General features: G+C 50.2%; 3 protein-coding genes and 1 pseudogene. All 4 read left to right on the forward strand.

All coding sequences use genetic code 11. The features are described from left to right. Window positions 1-153 precede the first annotated feature (153 nt). On the forward strand, window positions 154-1,239 hold the full coding sequence (gene ald / locus RMO52_RS20325) for an alanine dehydrogenase (RefSeq protein WP_310417881.1): 1,086 nt from the start codon (window positions 154-156) through the stop codon (window positions 1,237-1,239). A 24-nt stretch (window positions 1,240-1,263) separates the two neighbouring features. Further along, window positions 1,264-1,559: pseudogene (locus RMO52_RS20330) on the forward strand (hypothetical protein). 129 nt (window positions 1,560-1,688) lie between these two features. Further along, the gene (locus RMO52_RS20335; RefSeq protein WP_310417886.1) at window positions 1,689-2,819 is read left to right on the forward strand and encodes an alanine--glyoxylate aminotransferase family protein; all 1,131 of its coding nucleotides are present in this window, start codon (window positions 1,689-1,691) and stop codon (window positions 2,817-2,819) included. 480 nt (window positions 2,820-3,299) lie between these two features. Further along, window positions 3,300-3,608, forward strand: a 309-nt coding sequence (locus RMO52_RS20340; RefSeq protein WP_310417888.1) for a hypothetical protein, incomplete at its 3' end; no start/stop codon positions are given.

Below are 3,608 nucleotides of genomic sequence, written 5' to 3' on the forward strand. Positions count from 1 at the left end.
AGTCTCCCAGTCTCCCAGTCTCCCATCTCCCATCTCCCCTCTCCCATCTCCCATCTCCCATCTAAGTTAGTAGTCTACAACTCTTTCTCAAACTTAGGTTGCCCGCTATTATGATGGTGGTAAGCACGATGAGAATCACAAGCAGCAGCAAACATGGATATCGGTATTCCCAAGGAAACTAAAGACCAAGAATTTCGAGTTGGGTTAACTCCAAGTATCGTCCGAGCATTGAGCGATCGCGGACATCAAGTATACGTCGAAACTAATGCTGGTGCAGGATCTAGTTTTCCGGATGCTGAATATCTCCAAGCTGGAGCCAAAATCGTGCCGACAGCGGCGGCGGCTTGGGAGCGAGAAATGGTAGTCAAAGTCAAAGAACCGCTAGCGGAAGAGTACTCATACCTGCAAAAAGATCGCATCCTTTTTACCTATCTCCATCTGGCTGCCAATCGCACCCTCACCGAACACCTCATCGATAGTGGTGTCAACGCGATCGCGTATGAGACAGTAGAATTACCAGATGGTAAACTACCCCTCCTCGCACCGATGAGCATCATCGCGGGGAGATTATCAGTCCAATTTGGCGCAAGATATCTCGAAAAACAACAGGGCGGTAGTGGTGTCCTCCTCGGCGGCGTTCCGGGCGTACAACCCGGACGAGTGACGATCCTCGGTGGGGGAATTGTCGGTACCGAAGCAGCCCGCATGGCGGTGGGCATAGGCGCACAGGTGACGATCCTGGATGTGAATATCGATCGCTTGAGCTATCTCGAAACCATCTTCGGTTCGCGGGTGACTTATCTCTACAGCAATGCCGCCAATATCGAACTCTGCGTTCGGACAGCCGATCTAGTCATCGGTGCAGTTCTAATCCTGGGCAAACGTGCGCCGATCCTCGTCTCTAGGGAGCTAGTCGGGCAGATGAAACCAGGTTCGGTGATAATTGATGTTGCCGTCGATCAAGGCGGCTGCATCGAGACGCTACGCCCTACCTCACACACGAGTCCCGTCTACATCGAATCGGGAGTCGTCCATTATGGCGTACCCAATATGCCGGGAGCGGTACCGTGGACGGCAACGCAAGCTCTCAATAATAGTACTGCGCCCTATGTGATGAAATTAGCCGATCGCGGTTTAGATGCGCTGGATCTAGATCCAAATCTTGCCAAAGGTGTAAATGTACGCGGTGGATCGATCGTCCATCCAGCCGTGCGATCGGTTTTTCCTGACTTAATCTAGCTTCTAGAGAATAATGAGTGGGATATGATTTATTTACGCGCGGCAACTTCCAACGATCTGGATTTGTTAAAACGTTGGGATGAGCAACCTCACGTAATTTCCGCAGATCCAAATGATGACTGGGGTTGGGAGGTAGAACTCGATCGATCTCCTGATTGGAGAGAGCAATTAATCGCGCACATCGCTTCTACCAACGTCTTGGCTTTCAATTTGTCAAGTATCAACGGTTTGGTGACGATGAATGCTCCGTTTATTGCTTGAATCGAACGGATTGGCAACATCAAAGTGAGATCGCATCGCCACTAGATACTAATATTTGAAAGCCGACTTCAATAATGTCGTGTTACTCTGCACGCGGTATACAGCAAATTGTTCAGGTGTGAAGATGCAAATTTACCCGATCGACTTTGGTAGATAATTGAAACTAAATCTATTTTTAGCAGCCACCCATGTCCATCAAAACTAATCAGCTACAACACCTAAAACCGCTCGCTGTGCCAGATCGACTATTACTCGGCCCTGGGCCTTGTAATGCTCATCCTACCGTCCTCCAAGCGATGAGTACGACCCCCTTGGGACATCTCGATCCAGCATTTTTGCAGATAATGGACGAGATTCAATCCCTACTGCGGTATGTCTGGCAAACCGACAACCCACATACGATCGCGGTTAGCGGAACGGGAACGGCGGCGATGGAAGGGACTGTCGCTAATAGTGTCGAGCCTGGGGATGTGATGCTGATTGGGGTGGCGGGATATTTTGGCAATAGATTGGTAGATATGGCGGGGCGCTATGGTGCCGATGTCCGCACTATTTCCAAACCTTGGGGGCAAAATTTCTCGCTCGACGAACTGCGTACGGCGATGTCCGAACACCGTCCCAAAATCCTCGGATTGGTTCATGCTGAGACATCTACAGGTTGCCGCCAGCCGATCGAAGGCTTAGGCGAATTGTGTCGCGAATATGACTGTTTGCTCCTCCTCGACACCGTAACCAGCCTGGGCGGCGTGCCGATCCACCTCGACGATTGGGGGGTCGATCTGGCTTATAGTTGCTCTCAGAAAGGCTTAGGCTGCGCTCCTGGAGCATCGCCTTTTACGATGAGTCCGCGTGCGATGGACAAATTATTAGCCCGCAAAACAAAGGTGCCCAATTGGTATCTAGATATGCTGCTCTTGGGTAAATACTGGGGTGCCGATCGGATGTATCACCATACCGCACCGATTAATCTCTACTATGGTTTGCGCGAAGCTCTGCGCTTGGTTTCGGAGGAAGGCATCGATAAAAGTTGGGCGCGACACCAATCGAATGTCGAATATCTATGGTCTAGTTTAGAATCGATCGGGCTAACAATGCACGTCGAAAAACAGTATCGCTTACCAACTTTGACGACTGTTTGCATCCCCGCTGGCGTCGATGGCAAAGCAGTCGCCAAGCAACTCCTCACCGAACACAATATCGAAATCGGTGGCGGTTTGGGCGAACTCGCTGGCAAAGTTTGGCGGGTAGGATTAATGGGCCATAACAGCCGTCAAGATAGTGTCGATCGATTAATTGCGGCATTGAAACAAGTCATCTAAGCTCCTAAGACGAGGGTCGGATTGGCGATTATTAAGTAGCTAGGCGGAATTAAATATAAGATGCCAGCCTTTTGCCCTCACCCCCAACCCCTCTCCCAAGCTTGGGAGAGGGGAGCCAGAGCCGGAGGCGAAGGCGGGGTGAGGGCGATTTCGTCATTGTCACTTTAATTATGTCCAGCTACTTAGCGATCTGCTCATCATCAAGAGCGATCTGTCAGAGGATGTCTGAAAAGTCTAATTGCTGCGTTTTAAGATCTAAATCCCCCAACCCCCTTAAAAAGGGGGCTTTTAAAGTCCCCCTGCTTGGTGCGCTACACTGTCGGGGAACCCGAACAGTACAAAGCAAAACGCTTTTTAAGGGGGATTTAGATCTCCGATTCAAACCGAAAAGCCTTTTCAGACACCCTCTCACACCGTTTGCGAATAACCACACCAATCGGTGCATATTCGCAAACATCATGACAAATTTGTCAAAAATATATGAGTGTCTCACCGATGCGCTTCAACCTGGGTACCCTAGTTGGCTATGCCAAATACACTATTTATAGCTATCTAAGTGTCCGAGAAGTCGAAATAATTCTTCAAAAACGGCTCTCGGAGCAGATTGTTTTCACAGCAGGCAGTGGCTGGCTGGCAGACACTAGGCACTATAGCGGGACGATTGCTGGCAACCTATTCAAATTGGATGGCCCTTTCGGCGATCGCAAGTATACGCTGGTTACGCGCGGCGCGATCGCATCATCTGCAAATGGCTCGAAGATCGACTTACAGATGCGTCCTGCCACCTGG

It is taken from the genome of Chamaesiphon sp. OTE_8_metabat_110, assembly GCF_031382685.1.
Taxonomy (GTDB): Bacteria; Cyanobacteriota; Cyanobacteriia; order Cyanobacteriales; family Chamaesiphonaceae; genus Chamaesiphon.